Source organism: Paenibacillus sp. CR_12, assembly GCF_041953985.1.
Classification (GTDB): Bacteria; Bacillota; Bacilli; order Paenibacillales; family Paenibacillaceae; genus Paenibacillus_AQ; species Paenibacillus_AQ lautus_A.
Map to the genome: position 1 here is coordinate 659,087 of NZ_JAVFHO010000004.1, position 20,186 is coordinate 679,272.

The window sequence follows — 20,186 nt, forward strand, 5'->3', positions numbered from 1 at the left end:
TGTAGCACAACTCGCCGGGATATACTAGCAAAGCGCTGTCACAGGAATTGTATTGTTTGGGTTTGCTGTCCTATTCGCTTGTCCACGGCAGCAAAAAACGCAGCGTCCATTGCTGGACACTGCGTTTGGTTAACCACGCTCAATTTTGCCGAAAGGCTGTTCTTCCTTTCTGCCTTCCTTTTGTCTATCGTTTTCTCGATCCGAGTTTAAATGTGTCCGGACACCCCGTTACAACGAGACGCCGCCTTTTTCGAGCAGCTCTTTCACCGTCACGCTGACCATGATCAGTCCCGCCACAGGCGGCACGAATGCATTGCTTGCCGGCGGCTGCTTCGCCTTCCGGATTTCCGGAGCATTCTCGGGCACGATTTTCTCCGTCACGTCCTGGCGGGGTTTCATCGGCTCTTCCAGAGAGAACACGACCTTGACCCCTTTCTTAATGCCGTCCTTGCGCAGCTTGGTGCGCACGATCCGGGCAATCGGGTCCATGGAGGTTTTGGAGATGTCGGCCACCTGGAACTTCGTCGGGTCCATTTTGTTGGCCGCGCCCATGCTGGAGATGATCGGAATGCCGCGACGCAGGCACTCCTTGATTAAATGCACTTTATAAATAATCGTATCCGAGGCATCGATCACATAATCCAGCTCGTACTTAAACAGCTCTTCATACGTTTCTTCGGTGTAGAACATGTTCAGGGCGATCGCTTCACATTCCGGATTGATCAGTTTGACCCGATCGACCATCAAATCGGCTTTCTTCTGACCCACCGTCGTCGTTAACGCGTGGATCTGCCGATTGATGTTCGTGATGTCCACCACGTCTTTGTCGATCAGAATGATGCGGCCGACTCCGGTTCGGGCGAGGGCCTCCACCGCAATGGAACCCACGCCGCCGATACCGAGCACCGCCACGGTGCTGTTCTTCATCACTTCAAGGCCTTCGGGACCGATGGCTAATTCCGTTCGGGAAAATTGGTGCAGCATAATTCAAGCAACCTCCTTTATCAAGAACAACAGGCTTATTTTTTCTCGTCGCCCGGCTTCTTGGCGAGTTTGATATGCAGCTGCTCCAGCTGTCCTCCGTCCACCTGGGAAGGAGCGTCCATCAACAGATCCGTTGCGCTTGCCGTTTTCGGGAACGCAATCGTTTCACGCAGATTGGTGCGTCCGGCAAGCAGCATGACCAAACGGTCCAACCCGAAGGCGATTCCGCCGTGCGGAGGCGTGCCGTACTCAAAGGCGTCCATAAGATAGCCGAATTTGTCGTGCGCCACTTCCGGCGACATGCCAAGAGCCGCAAACATTTTCTCTTGGATCTCGCGTTTGTAAATCCGCATGGAACCGCCGCCTACTTCGTATCCGTTCAGAACGATGTCGTAAGCCTCGGCGCGTACGGCAAGCGGATCCGTATCCATCAATTCCAGATCCTCGTCTTTTGGACGGGTGAACGGATGATGCTCGGCCACATAGCGCTTCGCCTCTTCGTCATAGCTGAACAGCGGGAAGTCCAGCACCCAAGCAAACTTGTATTCGTTGTCGTTGATCAGGCCAAGCTGGCGTCCGATTTTCAAACGGAGCGCGCCAAGCACGTCGGCAACCACTTTTTTGTTGTCTGCAGAGAACAGCAGCAGGTCTCCGTCTTCGGCTCCCGTGCGTTCTCTTACCGCTTCAATCTCCTGCTCGCTGAAGAATTTCACGATTGGCCCTTTGAATTCGCCCTCTTTCACTTGAATCCAGGCAAGCCCCTTCGCTCCGTAACGGGCTGCATACGGTCCCAGATCGTCAATTTCCTTACGGGTCCAGGTGCCGCAGCCTTTAGCGTTCAAACACTTCACTTCGCCGCCTTTTTCAATGACGGAAGAGAATACTTTGACGCCGCTGCTTGCAACGATGTCGTTCATTTCGATCAGTTCCATGCCGAAGCGGAGATCCGGCTTATCGGAGCCGTATTTGCCCATGGCGTCGGCATAACTGATACGCTGGAACGGCGTCGCCAGCTCAACGCCGATGGTTTCCTTGAACAGCTTCACCATCAGCTGCTCCATCATGTTCAGCAGGTCTTCCCGATCCATGAAGGATGTCTCGATGTCGACCTGGGTAAACTCCGGCTGACGGTCGGCCCGCAAGTCTTCGTCACGGAAGCAGCGCGCAATTTGGTAGTAACGCTCAAGCCCGCTCACCATAAGGAGCTGCTTGTAGATTTGCGGGGATTGCGGAAGCGCAAAGAATTCGCCTGCGTGTACGCGGCTCGGCACGAGATAGTCGCGCGCGCCTTCCGGCGAGCTCTTGGTCAGAATTGGCGTCTCCACATCCACGAAGCCCTCATCATCGAGGAAGTCGCGGAATACTTTCGATGCTTTGGAGCGCAGCATCAGCGTTTTTTGCATCTCCGGACGGCGAAGGTCCAGATAACGATACTTCAGGCGGAGCTGCTCATCCACTTCCACGCCGTCTTCGATAAAGAACGGAGGCGTTTTGGCTGCGTTCAGCACTTCGATGCTGGTTACTTGTACTTCGATTTCGCCTGTCGGCAGGTTCGGGTTGAACGTTTCCGGATCGCGCTTTACGACTTTCCCGGATACGGCCACCACGAATTCGCTGCGGACTTTATCGGCAACGGCCAAAGCCTCGCCGGAGAAATCCGGGTTAAATACGATTTGCATGATGCCGCTGCGATCGCGAAGATCGATGAACAGCACGCCGCCCAAGTCGCGGCGGGTTTGTACCCATCCGTTCAGTGTTACAGTTTCTCCAATGTTCGCGGTTGTCAGGTGACCGCAATGATGCGTCCTTTTCATCGGTTATCATTCCCCTTTAGTATAATTAAGCCGCTTTACGGCGATTAAACAAATTCCTGTACCAGGCTATCCAGCCTCACGGTTCGCTGCTCGCCGGTCTCCATCGACTTCAATGCGATTTCGCCCCGCACCAGCTCGTCGTCGCCCAGAATGGCGGTATAACGGGCTTGCAGACGATCGGCCGATTTCATCTGGGCTTTCATTTTCCGGCCGAGATAATCGCGTTCCGCGGACACGCCATTGCTGCGGAGTTCGTAGATCAATTTCGCCAATTCCCGCTCGGCGGCTTCACCCAGCGCCACCAGATAGACATCCAAAGGCTTCGAGGCCGAGAGATTGACGCCTTGATGCTCCAGAATCAATTGGATACGCTCAAGGCCGATGCCGAACCCGATGCCCGGCTGATCCGGTCCGCCGATCTGGCCGACGAGACCGTTGAAGCGTCCGCCCCCGCCTACCGTATCAATCGCGCCGATGCCCTGGGCCTTGAATTCGAAGGCGGTATGCGTGTAATAGTCCAATCCCCGAACCAGTCTTGGATTGATCTCATACTCGATGCCCATGGCGTCCAGGTACCCTTTGACCTTCTCGAAATGCGTGCTGCACTCCTCGTCCAGGCTGTCCAGGATCGAAGGCGCATCACCGAACTTCCCTTGGTCCTTCTTGCAATCCAGCACGCGAAGCGGGTTGCGTTCCATGCGCGACTGGCAGTCCGAGCAAAGGCTGTCTTTCATCGGTTCCAGGAAAGCAAGCAGCGCGCTGCGGTAAGCTGCCCTTACCTCGGGCGTTCCCACGGAGTTAATCTCTGCTTTTACCCCGTTCAGTCCAAGTTCCTTGTAGAAGCTGTACCCCAGCGCAATGACCTCGGCATCGATAGCCGGATCCGCGGTGCCGAACACCTCAACGCCGAACTGGTGAAACTGGCGGTATCGGCCCGCCTGCGGCCGCTCATAGCGGAACATGGGCCCCATATAGTACAGCTTCGTGACATCGGGCTCTCCATACAGCTTGTTTTGCACGTAAGCCCGAACGACGCCTGCCGTCCCTTCCGGACGAAGAGTCATGCTGCGATCCCCTTTGTCCTTGAACGTGTACATTTCCTTCTCTACGATATCCGTCGTTTCGCCGACCCCGCGTTCGAACAATTCGGTCTGTTCGAAGATCGGTGTGCGAATTTCGCGGTAGTTGTACCTCCGGCATAGATCCCGTGCCTTTTCCTCGATAAACTGCCATTTCTCGACGGCTCCTGGCAGGATATCCTGCGTGCCTGTCGGCTTCTCGAATTTCTCGTTTGCCATCTTCATCCCTCCGCGTCCTATGACATACTCACCTTTTGAACATGTCCCTTGCTAGATCTGTTTAACTATGGAAAAACTCCTAGGGAGTCATTTCTCAACAAGCCGTGAAACCAAAAAATCTCCCGTCCCGCTGTCCTAAGACAACAGGGACGAGAGATGTTTAATTTATCACCCGTGGTACCACCCACATTCCGGCGGCGACACATCCTAACATGTGTTCAACCATCCGCTTCATCCGTATAACGCCCGGCCGCGCAGTTCGGCTACTGTCTATCCCACCGGTTAACCGGTGCTTGCTTCGCCGTCTGTTCTCGGGGAGGTCATTCGTCCACTCATCAAGCGAATCCTTACAGCCAAGGGATTCTTCTCTGGTCTTGTGGGGATGGAGTACTTGTTCCCGTCATGAAATCCGTTATTCATAAATATAGTATACCCAAAACATTATATTTTTAGATTCTAATGAACCGCCGCACTAAAGTCAAGAAACTTTGTAGAAATTTCCCGAAAAAAGAAAAAGACCTACAAACCACTGTTGTAGGTCCAAAACATATATTATATAAAAAAGGGGGTCATGCTGTTATTATAAACAGGGAATATTAAAGAAAGATTGAACAAACATTACAGTTATATTACAAGCAAGAAAGCGCTTTTATGTCATAGAGTTGAAAAGGGCCGCTCCACCAAAGGAACAGCCCTTTTTTGCGTTTCGGGCGGATAAGCCCCCTCTTAGTAACTCATCGCCTGCCGGTCTATTTGCTAATCAGACATTAATCAAATCGCTCCACATAAGCGTTATTCGCCCGCAAATCATGCACGATCTGATCATAGTCCTCGTCCCTTACCTTAACGGACAGGGTATATCTGAGATCGTCATAATCCCCGTCGGTCACGTCCGCTTCGCGCCATCCGTCGCCGGGCAGATCATCGCTGTCCGGCCGATCCTGGGCGATGTCGCGGCTGGTATCCCTTGCGCCCACAATCACCCCGGGAGCTCCGACTACGCCGCCGGGAGCCCCCATCGTTGTAGCCCCTGCGGTAGCTCCGCCCGTGCCGGCATTGCCCCATGGCACCAGCGGCACGAGGATATTCCCTCCGCTTCGGACCGAATCCTGAAGCTGTCCTACTTCCAGCTGTTCCGTATTGTACGTCAGCAGCCTCGTCCTTGCGCCTTCAGCGTCGTCTTCCGTCCTGAAATAAGCTTGAATTTGTCTAGACATGTCCATTCCTCCTTTTTTTCAACCCGCGTGTTTGAAAGATCGGTATTACATGGACAACCATACAGCTAATTTAGCGCCTACAGCGCTTTTAACAGCTCGCGCACGAAGGCCGGCTCGTCTTTCGGAGTCCGGGACGTAATGAAATTCCGATCCACGACGACTTCCTCATCCTTAAAGTTGGCGCCGGCGTTTACCATATCATCCTGAAGCGGAGGATAAGAAGTGATCGTGCGTCCCTTCAGCAGGTCGGCGCTTGCCAAAATTTGCGGCCCGTGGCATATCGAGGCAATCGGTTTGCCTGCCTTGTCCGCTGCTGCAACAAACTGCAATATATGGGAATCCAGACGCAAGTTTTCCGGAGAAGAACCGCCTGGAATAACCACCGCATCATAATCGTTTATGTTGACGTCCGCAATGGCTTTATCGGTTGTGTAGGAAGCCTTGCCCTGTTTGCCCTTTACCTCTTGTCCTTGTTTCAATCCAATGATATCAGCCTGATGCCCCGCTTCCTTCACGGCATCGTAAGGAGTTTTCATCTCGGAATCTTCGAATTGGTCGGCTAGTAGAAATGCTACTTTACTCATCTGGCATGTCTCCTTCCTGAAATGTCCTCGATTTGTTATTACCCTGGAATCTCTTTTTTATAACAGCGGAATTCACGAAAAGGCCCATGAACGGAGCTTGGCTGCAACAGGCATTGTCTGAAGGAAGCTTTGAGTATGGCGATGATCGGCGAACGCCAAAAAGAGCCTGAGATCATCTCAGGCTCCGCTTATAAAAATCCGCATTTATGACACGCGACGCTGTGCTGAATCTACGATCGGGGCAGCTGCTTCCGCATATTTCCCTTGATGCTGATGAGCTGTGCAGATTCTTCCGGCGCCGAAACCATCCGTTCCGTGCTGGCTGCTTCCCTGACGCCTCCGGTCCCGACCGTCGCAGGCAAACTGCTCCATATCGAAAATTTGGGGGATTGACGCATATCGTACGGCTCCTTTATTTGCGAATAACAACCTTCGATTATTCACTCAGGATGCCCCATCTCTCCGATATGATGCATGCTGCTATCCTTTCCACGCAGGTTAGGATCGACTGTCGATAATTAGCGTCACCGGTCCCCAGTTGGTCAACGACACGTCCATCATCGCTCCGAACACCCCGGTCTCCACCTGCAATCCCTTCGCCGAAAGCTCGCGGTTAAACGACTCGTACAATGCATTCGCTTCATCCGGTTTTGCGGCAGCCATAAAGTTCGGCCGCTTTCCTTTGCGGGTGTCTCCATAGAGGGTAAATTGGGACACCGACAGAATCGCTCCGCCCACGTCCTGGACGCTGAAATTCATTTTTCCGTCCTCATCCTCAAAAATTCGCAGCCCCGCTACCTTTTCCGCAAGGTATTTGGCATCCTTCTCTTCATCCTCATGCGTCACGCCGACCAGCACCATCAATCCCGCTTCAATCTTGCCGACGATTTCATTATCCACTGCGACTTGCGCATTCTTGCATCGTTGAATGACCACTCTCATCGGTTCAGCTCCTTCATCTTCAAAAAATAAAACGGCCTGTCTCCCTCAGGATAACAGACCGCATTCGTATTATCCTCCGGGATCGTCATGAACCCCGGGACCATTCCCTTAGCGCATCGTGCCGTCACTGCATGATCCGATGAACGGTATACACATCCTTCACCCGCTTGATTCGTTCCACTACGGATTGGAGATGATCCGTATTGCGAATCAGGATGGTCATGTGGATCATGGCCATTTTGTTCTTGTCGGATCGCCCCGTGACGGCGGAAATGTTCGTCTTGCTCTCGGAGACGGCCTGAAGGACTTCGTTCAGCAATCCGTTGCGATCGTGTCCCGTCACTTCAATATCGACGCTGTAATTCGCTTCGACGGCCGTTTCCCATTCCACCTCAATCACGCGTGCCGCATCCTCGCCCTCATCCGTTGTCGGCAGATTCGCGCAATCCGAACGATGGACCGATACGCCGCGGCCGCGGGTTACATAGCCTACAATATCGTCGCCGGGTACGGGATTGCAGCATCTTGCGAAACGCACGAGCAGGTTATCAATCCCTTTGACGCGGACGCCGTTGGTCGGGCGGCTGCGCTTCTCGGCCGGCTTGATTTCCTTCATCTCGGAGGTTAATTCAAGCTGGTTGGCTTCCTCCTGCTCCTTGCGCAGCTTCTCGGTCACCTTCGTACAGATCTGCGCGGCAGTGATACCGCCGAAGCCGACCGCCGATAGCATATCCTCGATATCATTAAAAGCGAATTTCTTGGCCGCTTCCATTAATTTATCGTCCGTCGTCCACTCGGACACGTCAAGACCGAGGCGCTTGATTTCGCGCTCCAGCATCTCGCGGCCCTTCTCGACATTCTCTTCGCGCTTCTCTTTCTTGAACCACTGCTTGATTTTACTTCGGGCATGCGAGGATTGGGCAATCTTCAGCCAGTCCTGGCTTGGACCGTAGGAATGCTTCGACGTCAAAATTTCCACGATATCGCCGGTTTTGAGCTGATGATCCAGCGGAACGATTCTTCCGTTGACCTTGGCACCAATGGTGCGGTTTCCTACTTCGGTATGAATTCGGTAGGCAAAATCGAGGGGAACGGAGCCGGAAGGCAGCTCGATCACCTCGCCTTTTGGCGTAAACACAAACACCAAATCCGAGAAAAAGTCCATTTTCAAAGATTCTACAAATTCCGACGCATCCTTCGTTTCATGCTGCAGCTCCAATATCTCGCGGAAAAACGTCATCTTGTTGTCGAAGCTGCCCCCGTTGCCTGCGGAGCCTTCTTTATACGCCCAGTGTGCCGCGATACCGAACTCCGCCGTTCGATGCATCTCCCAGGTGCGGATCTGAACCTCCGTCGGCTCCCCGTTAGGCCCTACCACCGTCGTGTGGAGGGACTGGTACATATTCGTTTTTGGCATGGCGATATAATCTTTGAAGCGGCCAGGCATCGGCTTCCACAGGGTGTGGATGATGCCGAGCGTGGCATAACAATCCTTGATATTGTCCACAATAATGCGGATTGCAAGGAGATCGTAAATTTCGTTGAACTGCTTGTTCTTCACCGTCATTTTCTTGAACACGCTGTAGATATGCTTGGGTCTGCCCGACAAATCGGCTTGAATGCCCATCTCGTCAAGCTTCTCGCGGATGCAGACGATGACGTTGTCGATGTACTGCTCCCGCTCCGCACGCTTCTTGTGCATCAAATTCGCAATGCGGTAATACTGCTGCGGATTCAAGTAACGAAGCGCAATGTCCTCCATCTCCCACTTGATCGCGGAAATACCGAGACGATGGGCTATCGGACAAAAGATTTCCAAGGTTTCATAGGAAATGCGGCGCTGGCTCTCCTCGGATTGGTACTTAAGAGTACGCATATTATGAAGCCGGTCCGCCAGCTTGATGACGATTACGCGGATATCCCGTGCCATGGCGATAAACATCTTGCGATAATTTTCGTTTTGCTGCTCTTCTTTGGATCGGAATTGGATGCGTTCCAACTTTGTTAAACCATCCACCAGCATTGCGCAGGTATCCCCGAAACGCTCGCGGATCTGCTCGAGCGATACGGTTGTATCCTCAACGACATCGTGAAGCAATGCAGCAATAATGGACAATGTGTCCATCTGCATGTTCACCACGATGTCTGCAACCGCAAGCGGATGAAGAATATAAGGTTCTCCCGATTTCCGCACTTGTCCGTGGTGGGCTTGCTCCGCAAATTCATAAGCTTCCTGGATGCGGAGAAGATCGGGTTCTTTTATATAGGCGCTGGCCTTTTCGAGTAATCGCTCTATGCCCATTTTGGAGTCCTTCTCTTCCCTTTCTATATAAAATGGAACCCGCCCTTGTCAAAACGTGCAGGTTCCCTCGTGATTGTTTTCCTATCATTATGACGCTTGCGGCGTTATACGTCAACATGTGGAGCGTTCGGTCACTTATAGTATGCCCTTTTCCTGCACGGGGACATCAAAACATGACATGAATTGAATATTTTGACGAACTGTAAAAATTATTGTTGAAAAAACGAACGATTGTATTTAATCTATTAAAGATCGTACGCGAACGGTCCTATATTTAAAGTCCTATAGAGGAGTGAAATGGTTTGCAACGTGAAATTCAAGTAGATGAGAAGCTTCCGTTTGGTCCCGGGTTCCTTCTGAGCCTGCAGCATTTGTTCGCCATGTTCGGAAGCACGGTGCTTGTACCGAACATATTCGGCGTGGATCCCGGCATGATCCTGCTGATGAACGGTATCGGCACGCTGCTCTACATTTTTTTATGTAAAGGAAAGATTCCGGCCTACCTCGGCTCCAGCTTCGCCTTTATCGCCCCGGTGCTGATCGTACTGGCAGGCGACCCGGAAGCCAACTACGGCAAAGCCTTGGGAGCTTTTATCGTGACGGGGATCATTTTCTGTCTTGTGGCGCTCATCGTTAAATATGCGGGAACCAAATGGATCGACTTCGTCTTCCCGCCTGCGGTTATGGGTGCCATCATTGCGATGATCGGGCTTGAGCTGGTACCGGTTGCCGCAGGCATGGCTGGATTTTTGCCGGAAGAAGGGCAATCCATCGATCCTAAAATCATTACCATCTCGCTCGTTACCCTCGGAGTTACGGTGTTGGGTTCCATCTTGTTCCGCGGCTTCGCCAAAATTATCCACATCCTGATCGGGATCGTTGTCGGATATGCGCTTTCCTTCGCGCTTGGGGTCGTGGACACGGAGAAAATCGCAAACGCGAAGTTCCTGTCGGCTCCGGAGCTGACAACCCCGGTTTTTGACAGCGGGGCTATCTGGACCATCATTCTGGTTTCGCTCGTAGTTATCGTGGAGCACATCGGCCACCTGCTGGTCACCAGCAATATCGTGGGCAAAGACCTTTCCAAGGATCCTGGCCTTCACCGCTCCCTGCTCGGCAACGGTATTTCCACCATCTTGTCCGGATTCGTTGGTTCCACGCCGAATACAACGTACGGTGAAAATATCGGGGTTATGGCTTTGACGAAGGTGTACTCCGTGTTTGTCATCGGAGGCGCCGCCATTATTGCCATTATTCTTTCCTTCTCAGGAACATTTTCCGCCGTTGTAGCGAACATTCCAACACCGGTTATGGGCGGCGTGTCTCTCTTGCTGTTCGGGGTAATCGCAGCTTCCGGCCTACGGATCTTCGTGGAGCAGAAGGTGGATTTCTCCAAAGCAAGCAACATGATCTTGGCTACAATCGTACTGGTAACAGGAATCAGCGGCGTAACCTTGAAGATTGGCACGGTCGAGCTGAAGGGTATGGCATTGGCGACCATCGTAGGTGTCATAATGGCTGTCCTCTTCAAACTCTTCGAAATTACCGGGCTCTCCAATGAAAAGAATGATGAGCCGCTCGTCGAAAAAACGCCGGATTGAACCGACAACTTCATTGCAAACAGAAAAATGCCCTGAGCTGATTGCTCAGGGCATTTTATTATTTCCCGGGAAAATCAGGAAGAATAGTGTCGTTTACTCGTACTGCATCAACGTAAATACATCGATGTCATCCAGCTTCGAACGGCCGTTCAAATCCGTCAGCTCGATCATGAAAGCAGCGCCAACAACGTTCCCGCCCAATTGACGGATGAGGTTAACCGAAGTCGCAATCGTACCGCCTGTTGCAAGAAGATCATCCGCAATCAATACATTTTGCCCTTTCTCGATTGCATCGGTATGCATCGCCAAGCGATCTTTACCGTATTCGAGGTCATATCCCACTTCAATCGTTTCGTAAGGCAGCTTGCCGCTTTTGCGAATGGGCGCGAATCCCACGCCAAGCGCGTAAGCCAGCGGAGCACCCACGACAAATCCACGGGCTTCGGGACCAGCTATCACATCAATTTTGAGATCGGAAACCAAGACCTTCAGTTCCTCGATGGCTTTGCGATATACCTCACCATTCTTCAGCAGTGTGGTAATATCCTTGAAGCTGATCCCCGCTTGCGGAAAATCGGGAATGACACGAATATAATCTTTAAAATCCAAAATAATCTCCTCCTGTATAGTTGCGGTTAAGATACGCCTTTTGTACGGGACGTCATCCACTGGGTTAACTGTTCGGTGCCGGCATGCAGCAGATGCTGCTCCATATCCGCCAAGTCGCTTAATTCCCGGAAGTGACGGGATGCGTCGAGCGGTTTTTTCTCCGGCTTCGGTACAAAGGTAATTTGTCCCTGGTCACGCTGAATGAATGCCAATTCTTCAAAGACATCCAGTACTTTGACCAGCATGCGCGATGACAACGAAGTCTGCTTCTGTAGACGTGCTACGACCTCTTTTTCCGGCATGGGAGCGGACGTCAGTCCAGCGATTGATACGTACAGCTTCTTAAACTGTTCCCGGTCCGGAATTTGCAGCCGTTCGCGCAGGTTCCGGGTCGGATGTAACATAAATATATTGGGAACGGAATGGAAGGCTGACATGAATGCAGCGAGCTGCTCAGCCGTCTCCGGTACATCCAGTACGAACAAAACGGAAATGTCTTCTTGACTGCCGCTCGCGGCGATTTCATTATCCGGCACGATGCCAGCATTCCTATCATATACCCAAAGGCACATATCATACAATTGACTTTTTATTTCCGGATGTGAATCTTTTGCGTACACCACCGCGGAACGGACAGCCGGGCACCGCAGATGCGGCTCCAGTTCAGCTCTCCACCTCTGGATCTCCCGGATCGGTTCTTTGATCCCGCGGTAATCAAACACCTGCTGATAAGGGGCGCAGATATCCTGAATCATGAGCTGCACTTTACGGCTCCCGTTCCATTCATTGACGGAAAGCTCGCCAAGCACATCCACAACCGAACCCACCGGCAGAATATCGGCAAGATGGCCCCAGCCGAATGAGATCGCATCGATAACCTCCCGCTTTTGCTGCAAACGAAGCTTCAGATGTTTCCCTTCTTTGCCGATCTTGCGGACGTCCTTGATGACAACGTCCCGAAAAACGATCTTCGGTACGGCATTCGCCATGCCGAACGGGCCTAACTGTTCCATCTGTTCCAGAATGGGTACGGATACCTCCGACAAACTGGCTTCAAGGTCCGCTTCGCAAACGGCAATCAGATGCTCTGCTTCGAGCGCATCCTCCGCATATCGATGAAGTCCCTGTTCGAATGCCGCCAAGCGGTCTCGATGGAGGCTCATGCCGGCTGCGGAAGGATGGCCGCCAAAGTGGTCCATGACGTCTTTGCAAGAAAGCAAAGCCGCATAGATATCGAATCCCGGAATCGAACGGGCAGAGCCTTTACAGTTTCCCGTTTCGGGATCAATCCCGAGAATTACAACGGGGCGGTAAAAGCGCTCCAGGATTTTGGAAGCCACGATGCCGACCACGCCGACATTCCAGCCCTCGCCCGCCAGTACGATAACAGGCGGGATCTCCTGCCCTCTCCAGCGGTCTTGAACCATCCCCAGCGCTTCCTGGACGATGTTTTCGACCACTTGCTGCCGATCCTTGTTCAGTCCGTCCAGCTCCCAAGCAAGGCGCTCTGCCTCTTCCCTGTGCTCCGTTGTAAGCAGCGTAACGGCACGGCCTGCATGGTCCAAGCGGCCGCTGGCGTTAATCCGTGGTGCCATGGAGAAGGCCACGTTAACGGCCGTCACCTGCTCTACATGAATTCCCGATACCTCAAGCAAGCTGCGGATGCCTTCATACCGCGTTTTTCGCATCGATTCGATACCGTGCTTCACAAGCACCCGATTCTCCCCCGTGAGCGGCATCAAGTCAGCGATCGTTCCGATCGAAACGATCTGGAGCCATTCCTCCGGCGGGTCACCCACGAGAGCCTGTGCCAATTTGTAAGCCACGCCTACGCCGGCCAGCCCCTTAAAGGGATACGGGCATGTCGGGATCTTCGGATTGATCAATGCATATGCCTCAGGCAGCACCTCAGGCGGTTCATGATGGTCGGTGACGATGACGTCGATGCCAAGGCTGTTGGCATACGCGATTTGCTCGACCGCACTAATCCCGGTATCTACGGTAATCACCAGACTGACCCCTTGCTGATGGGCCCAATCCAGCGCATGATTATGTAAGCCATAACCTTCATTGGATCGGTGAGGGATATAAATATCATAAGATGCTCCCAAATAACGCATCAGATGAATCATCAATGATGTGCTGGAAACCCCGTCCGCGTCATAATCGCCGTAGATCAGAATATGCTCCCGATCCTCCAGCGCTTTGCGGATGCGCGGCACGGCCTCCCGCATTCCCTGCATGAGATAAGGGTCGTGCGTCAGCTCAAACGTTCCATATAAAAATTCCCGGCCATCCTCGGCTGATTGTATCCCCCGGGACGCCATGAGTGAAGCCACGATGGGTGGCAGCGACAAATCATGGGCCAGCCGTTCGGTGATCGTTGACGCTGCCTCTCGTATTCTCCATTCATATTTGGAATACAGCACAGGGATTCACCTTCCTTTTCCTGCCTATTTCCTGCTGTCTTAAAAGCTCTGCCCTTATTGCGGCAGTGTCGGCATATCGTTGTCCATCAAGTCATAGTTCGATTTATACGGGTACCCGGGTTCATAAGGCACAACGTGAACCTTGGCATCCGTAACCTGAATAAATCGATGGGTCAACAGCTTCCGGATTCGCTCGGCAATTTCCTGAGCTTCCAATACGGACGTTCTCGGATTCACGGTGATTTTCACTTCGATGTTCACGTGGCGAATCTGTCCGTATTCTTGAACCTTCAGCTCCTCGATCGTGATCACGCCGTGAACCCGCTGAATCGTATCCATGAACTCGGCTTCGTGTTCATGGCGTTTCTCCTCCGCAAGCGTGCCGTAAACGGAATGAACGATGAGTATATATCCTTTCCGGACCACGAGACAAGCCACGATAAGAGCCGCTATGGAATCCATGTAGAATAGAGGCGACCATTCAAAATAGGAGCCTGCCATGGATAGCGACACGCCGATCAATACCGTTAGCGATGAATATAAGGCAAACCGATGATCAGCCGACAGCATTTCGTACCGGGGATCATGCAGTCTTTTCATCTGCCAGCTTTGATATTGGAATACCGCTTCGTTCACCGCCATCGATATGAAAATTGCAAGGAGCGCCGATGTGGCCGGCGGCTCGAGGTTATCCGATGCCATGGTCTGGATCGCGGATACCGCAATTTGAATGCCGCCCATGATCAATAACACGGCAAATAAGATCGATATGACGGGCTCCGTCGTACTCGAAACGTTCCGTTTGTCCCGCATCGGACTTTTCGTGCCGAATATGCCAAGGCTTGGCAACCGGTCCACCAATAAAGTTACGGCATTCGCCGCAGAATGCAGGGCATCTCCGATGAGAGCCTTGCTGCCGGATAAGTAACCGGCTATCCCTTTGCACAAGGCTAATGCCAAATCCGTTACAATGCCTGTCCATAGGACAGTCTCCGTATGATTCAAGCGTTCATTGCTCACTTGAGGCCCCCCTCAATGTCACTGTCGATCCTGTACTCGTCATGCTGCCTGCTGCTAACTTTAGAAAGCCGCGTCGCCTGCGACGCGGCTTTCACTTGTATAGGATCTTCTGATATCTGGACTGCAAACGCCCTTCAGCGGTTTAATTAAATTTCGATTTTATCTTTGCTTGGCTTCGGCGAATTCGGCTTATTGCTCACGTTGCGGCCTTTAAGAAGGAGCCACAACGGACTTGCGATAAAGATCGAAGAGTACGCGCCGAATGCCAAACCGATACAAATGGCCAGCGAGAACATCTGGATCGATTCGCCGCCCAAGAGGAGCATGAAGAATGCAGCGATGAATACGGACAAGGCCGTATAGATCGAGCGCCCGATCGTCTGCGACAAACTTTTGTTAACCAGATCCTTGAGATCCGAGACCCTCTTAATCTTCGCAAACCGCAGGTTTTCCCGGATCCGGTCAAAGATAACGATGGTATCGTTGATCGAATAACCAATGATGGTCAGGACGGCGATGATGAATGTCAGGTCCACCTCTAATCCAAGGATGGAGAAGATACTGATGACAACGAAGGCATCATGCAGGAGCGCTACGATCGCTGCAATCGCAAACCGCCATTCAAAGCGGATGCTGACATAAATGATAATCCCGATACAGGAAATCAATACGGCATAAATTGCGTTTCGTCCCAGCTCTTTGGCCATCTCGGGATCAACCGTATTAATTTCGAAGGTTGCCTTCTCGTCCAGCTTCTCGATGCCGGAACGAAGCTTCTGATCCTGATCCTCGGTCAGCACCTCGCTGAATCGGATGTTGACGCGGTCATTACCCGGAGTAACGCTCGCATCCTCCCCGATTCCAGCATCCTCTAATATGGTATTGATTTGCTCCGTAGTCAACGGTTTGGAGAGTGAAATGTCCACGTTCGAGCCGGATTGGAAATCAACTCCGTAGTTAAGACCGCGAGTCAGGAGAAAAACTAAGCCCAAAATCGTAATTACAATGGATAGTACGTAGAAAATTCTGCTTTTGCCTACGAAATCGAAGTTCTTAAAGCTCACGAATGTCACGCTCCTTTACGCCATAATGGCTCGGTTTGCGGGCCCAACCGATATTCACAAGCAGATTGAGCAGGAAACGGGAGAAATAAACGTTCGTGGCAATACTAACGATGATCTCCAAAATCAATACAAGGGCAAAACCTTTTACCGCACCGGTACCGAATCCGAACATGACAGCGGCAACGAGAATCGTCGTCAAGTTGGAGTCCATAATGGCGCGCAGGGAGGATTTACCGCCTGATTTCACTGCAGATGGCACGCTTTTGCCTGTCTTGATCTCTTCCCGAATGCGTTCATAGGTGATAATGTTGGCATCCACCGCCATACCAATACCTAATATAAATGCCGCAATGCCTGGAAGCGTCAACGTAAAGTCAGCCCATACGAAAATAAGGATCAGCAGCCATGTGTGCAAAATAAGTGCGAAACTTGCCAGCAAGCCCGGTACGCGATATCGGATAATCATGAACAGCAAAATCGCGACGGAAGCGATCAGACCGGCTTCTAAAGTTTTTGTAAGAGATTGCATGCCAAGCGTAGCCCCTACGCTCTGCGAATATTTCTCGACCAGCTTCAGCGGCAGGGCGCCGAGATTGATCGTATCCCGGATCTGCTTCGCTTCATCCAGCGAGTAGTTCCCTGTAATTTGCGCGGTACCGTCCGTTAATACGGCTCGTACCGTTGGAGCTGACAGCAATTGGTCGTCCATGAAGATAGCCAGCTCTTGACCGAGAAGGCGTTCTGTAATTTCAGCAAACTTCCCTTTGTCCTTCACTTTAATATCTATCATAGGCTGATTAAGCTGGTCATAGGCTACCGATGCGCCGTTCTCGACGAAATCGTCGCCGCGGAGCTCTATTTTACAGAACTCCTCGCCTTCTTTACAGCCGTCATTGCTTCGGAATGTGAGGTTTGCAGGTTCTTTCATTGTTTTTCGAACTTCAGCCTCATCCGTTACGCCCGCCACCTTCAAGCGAATACGGTTCGCCCCTTCCGGCGTAACCTCAGGCTCCGATGTTCCCATCGCATCCGCACGCTTTTGCAAGCTCTTTGCGGTTTCCTGCAGCGCTTCTTTGGTAACCTGCTGCCCTTCCATCAACGGTTCTGCTTCATAAAGGATTTCGAATCCACCCTTTAGATCCAAACCTAGACGGACGTCTTTCAGCAAGCCTGGAGTTGTAACGGCCATTAAAATAGTGATCACGAGCACGGTTCCGACGAAACTGATAATTCTCTTCATGCCGTCCCTTGTTCCCCCTTTTTACTCAATATTCCTATTATAGCGATGTCATAAAACCCAGTCAATTTATCAAAATTTGTCGGGCTTATGGATGAACCCTTATATCCGCAAGGCAAAAGGGACCTCTTCGATTAATCGAAAGAAGATCCCTTATATGCTGATATTGTCATATAGTTCATCAAGGCTGTTGCTTTCAAGGACAGAATGTCGTTGACCAATTGGTGGAGGGACGGAACGCCTTCCTTTTCGTACTTGCTGCTGACACAGTTCCAAATATCGTCGCTCGTCACATACTCGTACCCAATCAAATGCATTTCCTCAACCTTGCTCAAGCATACCATCTCAATGGTGCTCATCAATTCTTCCTCGCTCATTTGCTCGAGTTCCATGCATATGGCCTCCTCACTGACTCCCTGTTGTCCCTAAGTTACATTCGACATGACATATGGCTTTCCTTCTATTCCTACCATGTCCAGAAAAAAAAGTAAAGTCATCAGATGGGACAGGTAGGGCATATCCATAAGAATAGCCATGTCGTGTCAACGTATTCAGCCTTAACCAGGGAGTGGGATGGACAGTGAACAAGCAATCGTTTATTAAAGGAACGCTGATTTTACTTGCAGCCGGCATATTAAACCGCCTACTCGGTTTTATCCCCCGGATCGCCCTTCCCCGGATCATCGGACCTGAGGGTGTCGGAATTTACCAATTGGGGTACCCCTTCTTTATCGTGCTCGTGACCATCATTACGGGCGGTATTCCGCTAGCTATTGCCAAAATGGTCGCCGAAGCCGAAGGTGCCGGGAAGCCTGATGCTTCCAAGCAAATTCTGCATGTCAGCCTGATGCTGACGATTACGGCAGGAGCCCTCTTCACGGGACTCAGCCTGCTGCTTGCTCCTTGGGTAACCGGCGTGCTTTTGCCGGACGAGCGTGTATATCAAACCTTCATCAGCATGACGCCCATGATGATCATCATTGCCGTTTCGTCGGTCTACCGGGGATATTTCCAGGGCAAACAAAATATGATCCCCTCTGCAAGCTCCTCCGTTATCGAGACGATAGTCCGAATTATATGCATGTTGTGGTTTGCGCATCTCCTGATGCCCAAAGGCATCGCTTACGGGGCAGCCGGGGCCATGCTTGGAACAGCCGTGGGCGAGCTGATTGGCATGATTGCGCTGCTGCTGCAATATTCCGGCGAGGGCCGAAGAACGAACAAACTTTTACCTAAGCCACAAGAAGCCGTATCTGAAAAAAAAGCGCCGGAAGACTCTTCTTCGAATAAAGGCATCCTGAAGCGGTTATTCGGCATTGCATTGCCTGTAACGGGCGGAAAGATGGTAGGGTCCTTCTCCTACCTGCTGGAAACGATACTGACCAATCGCAGCCTCGCCATGGCAGGTATCGCGACATCCGTGGCCACCGCCCAATACGGCGCTCTGCAAGGCATGATTATCCCGCTCCTGCTATTGCCCGGTGCGTTGACCGTTTCCCTGGCCATCTCCCTGGTGCCTTCCCTATCGGAGGCAGCGGCCCGCAACGACCGGCCTACCATCCATAAGCGAATGAATCAATCCCTTCGGCTGGCTCTTGTCTCGGGAGCTCCGTTTGCCATCATTATGTTTGTCCTGGCTGAGCCGCTGTGCCTGCTGCTCTACGACAACGCCGAGATTAGCGATATGCTCAAAATCATGGCGCCCTTTGCCTTGTTTCTGTATGTGCAGTCCCCGCTTCAAGCTGCCTTGCAAGCATTGGACCGCCCGGGACGGGCATTGTTGAATACCTTATTCGGTGCGATCATCAAGATGAGCCTTATCGTATATTTGGCATCCAACCCCGCCTTCGGCATCATAGGGGCCGTCATTGCCATCATCGTTAACAGCATCGCGGTTACATTGCTTCACGGTTTTAGTCTCTCCAGGCTGATCGGCTTTCGCTTCCGCCTGCTCGACTATGTCAAAATCGCTGCCGTCATGATCATTATGGGTGCCTGCGTTCTTTACGGGTATAGACATCTTCCGTTCTCAACGACCCCCTGGCTGCAGTTTTGGACCTCGATCGTGGTTGGCATCCTGGTCTATTTCATCATGATTTTCATGACCAAGCTGGTAACGCCCCGGGATCTGGAACGCGTCCCTGTCGTCGGTACCTGGTTCAACAAGTTTAGCCGCCGCTAGTCCCTGTCTTTGCGGTCGATGTAAATACGTCCTTTATGGTCGATGGAGCATAGGAAGATATCCTTAAAATCCTTGGCTCCGTGGTTTTGAATCTCGTTTTTCAGCCAGAACCTTGTTTTTTCAATCAGTTCAAGGTTTTCGTCCTGCACCTTTCCATCCAATATAAGCGGAATGGGCAGTCCTTCGTACGTAATTTTATCGTATGGAATATCAACAACGGTAGGGTTTCCTGTTTCGGATTTGGCCTTGGATAAAGCACCTGAAGAATGAGTGGAGCTTGAGGCGTTGGAAGAACTTGATGAACTATTCGAGCGGTTCGAACCGTTGTCCGCATCTTTTGGAATAACAGTGAGCTGGCCGGAAGTTTCGAGAATCGCAAATTCCACGTCTGCCAAACTGTCGATGTCCTTTCCCCTTAATTGCTGCATCAGATCATCCAGATTGTAGCGAAGCTTTGACATCTCTTTGCGGTGAAGCTTGCCTCGGGATACCAGTATGCTGGGTTTTCCGTCCGCAAACAGCCGTATGCTTCGATTTTTCAGGCCGATGTAGGCAAGTCCTACCTGAATGGCAACCAACACGGCGATAGGAGCTAGTCCGTCCCAAATCGGTTTATGGACATCTTCGAGGACAAAAACGGCGATCTCTGCGATCATGACGGATATGACCAAATCGAAGATAGACAGCTTTCCGATTTCCCGTTTGCCCATGATTCTCATGGTAACAAAGATAACCACATACATCAGAACGGTCCGCAGAATCAGAATAGTCATATGAGACATAAACAATCCCTCCCTAGCTTGTCGAACATTCTCATGTACAGCTATTCTGGCCTGCCGCAGCTCTTCCCATTCGATTACAATTGATTAATTAATGGTAATCCTGCAAAACCCGATGCAAAAT

17 protein-coding genes are annotated in these 20,186 nt (G+C 51.6%); 2 read left to right on the forward strand and 15 right to left on the reverse strand.

The window, feature by feature from the left end:
- Positions 1-228: 228 nt before the first annotated feature.
- The 8 genes from RB297_RS18640 to RB297_RS18675 all read right to left on the reverse strand — a co-directional run bounded on the left by RB297_RS18640 (position 229) and on the right by RB297_RS18675 (position 9,141).
- Positions 229-984 carry a tRNA threonylcarbamoyladenosine dehydratase gene (locus RB297_RS18640; protein ID WP_009592791.1) on the reverse strand — a complete coding sequence of 252 codons (756 nt, stop codon included), beginning with the start codon at positions 982-984 and terminating at the stop codon, positions 229-231.
- Positions 985-1,019: 35 nt separating this feature from the next.
- Positions 1,020-2,798: an aspartate--tRNA ligase gene (gene aspS / locus RB297_RS18645; RefSeq protein WP_009592809.1), complete on the reverse strand. Its 1,779-nt coding sequence runs from the start codon at positions 2,796-2,798 to the stop codon at positions 1,020-1,022.
- Positions 2,799-2,842: 44 nt separating this feature from the next.
- Positions 2,843-4,096, reverse strand: a complete 1,254-nt coding sequence (gene hisS, locus RB297_RS18650; RefSeq protein ID WP_192569309.1) for a histidine--tRNA ligase — start codon at positions 4,094-4,096, stop codon at positions 2,843-2,845.
- Positions 4,097-4,863: 767 nt separating this feature from the next.
- Positions 4,864-5,313: a hypothetical protein gene (locus RB297_RS18655; RefSeq protein WP_009592790.1), complete on the reverse strand. Its 450-nt coding sequence runs from the start codon at positions 5,311-5,313 to the stop codon at positions 4,864-4,866.
- A gap of 77 nt (positions 5,314-5,390) precedes the next feature.
- The gene (locus RB297_RS18660) at positions 5,391-5,897 is read right to left on the reverse strand and encodes a type 1 glutamine amidotransferase domain-containing protein (protein ID WP_009592768.1); all 507 of its coding nucleotides are present in this window, start codon (positions 5,895-5,897) and stop codon (positions 5,391-5,393) included.
- 230 nt (positions 5,898-6,127) lie between these two features.
- Positions 6,128-6,295, reverse strand: a complete 168-nt coding sequence (locus RB297_RS18665; protein WP_009592793.1) for a hypothetical protein — start codon at positions 6,293-6,295, stop codon at positions 6,128-6,130.
- A gap of 100 nt (positions 6,296-6,395) precedes the next feature.
- Complete coding sequence (gene dtd / locus RB297_RS18670; RefSeq protein WP_096772934.1) at positions 6,396-6,839, reverse strand: D-aminoacyl-tRNA deacylase; 444 nt, start codon at positions 6,837-6,839, stop codon at positions 6,396-6,398.
- A gap of 124 nt (positions 6,840-6,963) precedes the next feature.
- Positions 6,964-9,141 carry a RelA/SpoT family protein gene (locus RB297_RS18675; protein WP_009592739.1) on the reverse strand — a complete coding sequence of 726 codons (2,178 nt, stop codon included), beginning with the start codon at positions 9,139-9,141 and terminating at the stop codon, positions 6,964-6,966.
- Between the two features lie 302 nt (positions 9,142-9,443).
- Here RB297_RS18675 and uraA point away from each other — a divergent pair, with 302 nt between their 5' ends.
- Positions 9,444-10,742, forward strand: a complete 1,299-nt coding sequence (gene uraA / locus RB297_RS18680) for a uracil permease (RefSeq protein ID WP_375121106.1) — start codon at positions 9,444-9,446, stop codon at positions 10,740-10,742.
- A 93-nt stretch (positions 10,743-10,835) separates the two neighbouring features.
- Here the strand turns inward: uraA and RB297_RS18685 are convergent, their stop codons facing one another.
- From RB297_RS18685 to RB297_RS18710, 6 genes are all read right to left on the reverse strand, one after another.
- Complete coding sequence (locus RB297_RS18685; protein ID WP_009592753.1) at positions 10,836-11,351, reverse strand: adenine phosphoribosyltransferase; 516 nt, start codon at positions 11,349-11,351, stop codon at positions 10,836-10,838.
- 26 nt (positions 11,352-11,377) lie between these two features.
- Positions 11,378-13,780, reverse strand: coding sequence for a single-stranded-DNA-specific exonuclease RecJ (gene recJ, locus RB297_RS18690; protein WP_375121107.1), 2,403 nt, complete (start codon positions 13,778-13,780; stop codon positions 11,378-11,380).
- Between the two features lie 54 nt (positions 13,781-13,834).
- Positions 13,835-14,800, reverse strand: coding sequence for a cation diffusion facilitator family transporter (locus RB297_RS18695; RefSeq protein WP_015734042.1), 966 nt, complete (start codon positions 14,798-14,800; stop codon positions 13,835-13,837).
- Between the two features lie 146 nt (positions 14,801-14,946).
- Positions 14,947-15,864 (reverse strand): protein translocase subunit SecF, encoded by a 918-nt coding sequence (secF, locus tag RB297_RS18700; protein WP_375121108.1) that lies wholly within the window; start codon positions 15,862-15,864, stop codon positions 14,947-14,949.
- The gene (secD, locus tag RB297_RS18705; RefSeq protein WP_009592810.1) at positions 15,854-17,104 is read right to left on the reverse strand and encodes a protein translocase subunit SecD; all 1,251 of its coding nucleotides are present in this window, start codon (positions 17,102-17,104) and stop codon (positions 15,854-15,856) included. The genes secF and secD overlap by 11 nt, the downstream gene beginning before the upstream one ends.
- A gap of 131 nt (positions 17,105-17,235) precedes the next feature.
- Positions 17,236-17,493, reverse strand: a complete 258-nt coding sequence (locus tag RB297_RS18710) for a post-transcriptional regulator (RefSeq protein ID WP_096772930.1) — start codon at positions 17,491-17,493, stop codon at positions 17,236-17,238.
- Positions 17,494-17,681: 188 nt separating this feature from the next.
- Here RB297_RS18710 and spoVB point away from each other — a divergent pair, with 188 nt between their 5' ends.
- Entirely contained in the window at positions 17,682-19,283 is a 1,602-nt protein-coding gene (gene spoVB / locus RB297_RS18715) for a stage V sporulation protein B (protein ID WP_096772929.1), read from the forward strand.
- Here the strand turns inward: spoVB and RB297_RS18720 are convergent.
- The gene (locus RB297_RS18720; protein ID WP_015734039.1) at positions 19,280-20,065 is read right to left on the reverse strand and encodes a YetF domain-containing protein; all 786 of its coding nucleotides are present in this window, start codon (positions 20,063-20,065) and stop codon (positions 19,280-19,282) included. The two genes, spoVB and RB297_RS18720, sit on opposite strands and share 4 nt — an antisense overlap.
- Positions 20,066-20,186 lie beyond the last annotated feature (121 nt).